Here is a 3,068-nt window from a genome sequence, read left to right on the forward strand (position 1 = left end):
GGTGGACGAACAGCTTCCGGGCCGTCTCGGAGACGTTCAGGTTGTTCTCGAAGAACTTATGAATCGTAAAAAGTGTCTCCTTGTCCAGGGCGTCAATGGGGTTCTTCTTGAAGACCTCCTGGAGGAACATCTCGCAGAGCGTGGTGGGAAGCTGGTAGATCAGCCGCCCGATGCCCAAATTCTCATAGTTGATAATATACTTCTCCGTGTCGAAGACCTTGCCCACCTCAATGGCAATCTGGGCTTCCTTATAGCTCTTGGCCAGATCCCGCAGGTGTGTGGCAATGGTTCCAATGCCCACCACCGCACTGGCGCCGCCGCCGCGGAGATTCTCCTCCATGGTGGAGGCAATCTTGTTGAGCTCCTTGATTCCGGCGCCCTCAGGCATCTGGCGGATCAGGACCACGTCCCCCTCGCCCACGCTGAGGACAAAGTCATTCTGCCGGTCCGGAAACATAGACTGGATCACATCCGTGGGCACGGACTCCCCCTTTTTCAGCGAGCGCACCACAAATACTCCCCGGGGCACATCGGCAGTGACCCGCAGCTCTTTGGCGCGCATATAGATGTCACCCAGCATGATATTATCAGAGATGATATCCTTGACAAAAGAGCCCCGGTCATGCTTTTCCTCATAGTAGGACTTGGCAGAGTTCAGGGCCACCGTGGACATAGCGCACACCGTCCGGCTCACATCATTATCCCCAAAGACGAAAACCGCGTAATCAAACTGGGTATTCCATCCATTCAAGGCCTTGAAGGTCTTGCCGTCGGAGGAGACCATGGCGCCGGAGGCGCCGTTTACCACAGGCACATGCTCCGCCCAGCGCTGTCCGATCATGGACAGCTCGCTGCACGCGATCACCACACCTTCCCCGTCGATTACGCCGATGGTCCGATCTGTATTTTCCTTTAACTGCAAGACTACGTTTTGAAAAATTCTTCCAGACATGGCCTTCCTCCTCACCTAAAATCACCAGGGGATTTCACAACGTCTATATTATATCGGCAATTTTGTCGAATTGCAAGAGATATTTTCTTTTTTAGACAAAAAAACTATCACGTTTTTGGTGAAGATTTGACGTTTTTCGTAGGATTATCAAATCTCCGCAATTCTTCCAGCTCATTCTCCGTCAAAAAGCGAAATGCGCCTCTGGGAAGATCCCGGTCCAACGCCAGAGGGCCCATTCGAATCCGCTCCAGATACGCCACCGGCTTCCCCAGACAGGCCAGCATCCGTTTCACCTGGTGGAACTTTCCCTCCCGAAGAGTGACATAGGCCTCGCTCTCCTCTCCCGCCGACAGGATCTCCAGCCCGGCGGGCAGGCACACCAGGCCGTCAGCCAGTGTCAGCCCGCCGGCAAAAGCCTGGCAGTCCGCCTCTGTCAGCCGTCCCGTCACCCGGGTGTAGTACACCTTGTCCACGTGGCGTTTCGGCGACAGCAAAGCGTGGGCCAGACCGCCCTCGTTGGTCAGCAGCAGCAGTCCCTCCGTGTCCTTGTCCAGCCGTCCTACAGGAAAAAGCTCCTGCCGCCGCAGGTCCGCCGGCAGCAGGTCCAGCACCGTCTGGCCGCGGCCGTCCTCTGTGGCGGAGAGACAGCCTGCCGGTTTATTCAGCATGACCCAGGTGTACCGCCGGTATTCCAGCACCTCACCGTTTACGGTAACAGCCGCCGTCTCCGGGTCCGCCCGCTCCTCTGCTGACCGCGCGGGAACACCGTCCACCAGCACCCGGCCCTGGCGGATCAGCTCCTTTGCCTCCCGCCGGGACCACTTCCCCGTAGAGGCAATGATTTTGTCCAGCCGCTGTTTTTCCATCGGAATCTCCCTCCCCTCTATTTCTTATTTCTATTTTATCATAATCCCGGACAAAAATGAATAGGAAACAAGCAGGAGGGATGTATCATGCTGATTTTTACCACTCGCTTTTCCAAAAAGAAGGCTGTCCTCATTATTGTTCTTCTAGGGGTTATTATCGCCGCGGCAATCCTCTTCCTGGGCCGCAAACCGGCAGAGGAATCCCCTGCGCCCCAGCTCCTCACCAACGAAGACCGCCTGTCCTATCTCCAGTCCATGGGCTGGGAGGTAGCCCCAGAGCCAGTGGAAACACTGCGGTTCCTGCTGCCGGACCGTCTGGCGGAGCCCTACCTGAGCTACAATGAACTGCAAAATGCCCAGGGCTTCGACCTCTCCCCCTGCTGCGGCAAACAGCTGTCCCGGTACACCTATACCGTCACCAACTATCCCGGCCGGGCAGAGGGCATACAGCTGAATCTCTACATCTGCGAAGATTATCCTGTGGCAGGTGACATCTTCTGCGCCGGAGCCAATGGCTTCCAGGACACGCTGGTCTATCCGGAGACCGGAAAATGAGCCGCTCTCCGCTCTTTGGACAATTGACCTCTGAAGTGCGTCTGTGAACATGGATTTCCTGCTTCCCTGCAAATTTTCAGATCTTTTATCCTGGGTTCTCCGGCAAACTAAAAAAGGACTGCCGCGAAGCGGCAGTCCTTTTTACAGCTTTGAAAATCAGTCGGCGACGTCGATAACAGCGCCGGAACCAACGGTACGGCCACCTTCACGGATAGCGAAACGCAGACCCTTCTCAATGGCGATGGGGGTGATCAGCTCCACGTTCATCTCCACGTTATCGCCGGGCATGCACATCTCAACGCCCTCGGGCAGAGTGATGACGCCGGTGACGTCAGTGGTACGGAAATAGAACTGGGGACGATAGTTGTTGAAGAAGGGAGTGTGACGGCCGCCCTCTTCCTTGCTCAGGACGTACACCTGGCCCTTGAACTTGGTGTAGGGATGGATGGAACCGGGCTTCGCCAGAACCTGGCCGCGCTCGATGCCGTTGCGGTCCACGCCGCGGAGCAGGGCGCCGATGTTGTCGCCGGCCTCAGCGTAATCCAGCAGCTTGTGGAACATCTCGATACCGGTGACGACGGTCTTCTTCTTCTCCTCCATGAGGCCGACGATCTCGACTTCCTCAGAGAGCTTCAGCTGACCACGCTCCACACGGCCGGTAGCCACGGTGCCGCGGCCGGAGATGGTGAACACGT

General features: G+C 56.7%; 4 protein-coding genes. 1 reads left to right on the plus strand and 3 read right to left on the minus strand.

The genetic code is table 11. The features are described 5' to 3' along the window. Together QZ326_RS12315 and QZ326_RS12320 are read right to left on the minus strand one after the other, a co-directional pair. Positions 1 to 952, minus strand: a 952-nt coding sequence (locus QZ326_RS12315) for a CdaR family transcriptional regulator (RefSeq protein WP_295745694.1), incomplete at its 3' end; no start/stop codon positions are given. A gap of 107 nt (positions 953 to 1,059) precedes the next feature. Beyond that, positions 1,060 to 1,818 carry a pseudouridine synthase gene (locus QZ326_RS12320; protein ID WP_295745695.1) on the minus strand — a complete coding sequence of 253 codons (759 nt, stop codon included), beginning with the start codon at positions 1,816 to 1,818 and terminating at the stop codon, positions 1,060 to 1,062. A gap of 87 nt (positions 1,819 to 1,905) precedes the next feature. On the opposite strand from QZ326_RS12320, the gene QZ326_RS12325 reads away from it, so the two are divergent. Next, positions 1,906 to 2,373 carry a DUF4830 domain-containing protein gene (locus QZ326_RS12325; RefSeq protein WP_295745698.1) on the plus strand — a complete coding sequence of 156 codons (468 nt, stop codon included), beginning with the start codon at positions 1,906 to 1,908 and terminating at the stop codon, positions 2,371 to 2,373. A 156-nt stretch (positions 2,374 to 2,529) separates the two neighbouring features. Here QZ326_RS12325 and QZ326_RS12330 read toward each other — a convergent pair. After that, a partial coding sequence (locus QZ326_RS12330; RefSeq protein ID WP_295745701.1) for an EF-Tu/IF-2/RF-3 family GTPase occupies positions 2,530 to 3,068 on the minus strand: 539 nt, incomplete at its 5' end.

Origin of the sequence: uncultured Oscillibacter sp. (assembly GCF_910587525.1) — a bacterium.
GTDB lineage: Bacteria > Bacillota > Clostridia > Oscillospirales > Oscillospiraceae > Oscillibacter.

Coding starts and splice junctions, on each gene's coding strand:
- QZ326_RS12320 (WP_295745695.1), bottom strand. CDS start 1,818: ATGGAAAAACAGCGGCTGGACAAAATCATTGCCTCTACGGGGAAGTGG.
- QZ326_RS12325 (WP_295745698.1), top strand. CDS start 1,906: ATGCTGATTTTTACCACTCGCTTTTCCAAAAAGAAGGCTGTCCTCATT.